At 65.1% G+C, this 407-nt stretch carries 1 protein-coding gene; it reads left to right on the forward strand.

The window, feature by feature from the left end:
- Window positions 1-187: 187 nt before the first annotated feature.
- The coding region (locus G3I78_RS49765) for a transposase (RefSeq protein WP_239158503.1) at window positions 188-407 on the forward strand (220 nt) is incomplete at its 3' end.

Genomic DNA, 407 nt, shown 5'->3' on the forward strand with positions numbered 1-407 from the left:
GCTCCCTCCTACGAGCCGACCCCGCCCAGCGCGGTCGGCTCGTGGAGATCCGTGACAACCTGCGCGACCGGATTGGCGAGGCCGAGCGTGAGGGGTGGCTCGGCGAGATCGAGGGGCTCCGCGTCAGCCTAAGAGGCCCTAACAGAAGCTGTTGATCATGTGACTTTCGGTCCGGTTGGTCGTTGGTCTGGCTGTGGGGAAACGTCAGTCGCGGCCGTGGATCGTGTCGGATGAACTGTGGTCGCTCATCGAGCCGTTGTTGCCTGCGCCGGTGCCGAAACAGGTGGAGGGTCGCCCTCGGATTCCGGACCGGCAGGCGCTCTGCGGGATCCTGTTCGTGTTGCATACCGGCATCCAGTGGGAGTACCTGCCGCAGGAGCTGGGCTTTGGTTCCGGGATGACCTGCT

Source organism: Streptomyces sp. SID13726 (assembly GCF_010548375.1).
Taxonomy (GTDB): domain Bacteria; phylum Actinomycetota; class Actinomycetes; order Streptomycetales; family Streptomycetaceae; genus Streptomyces.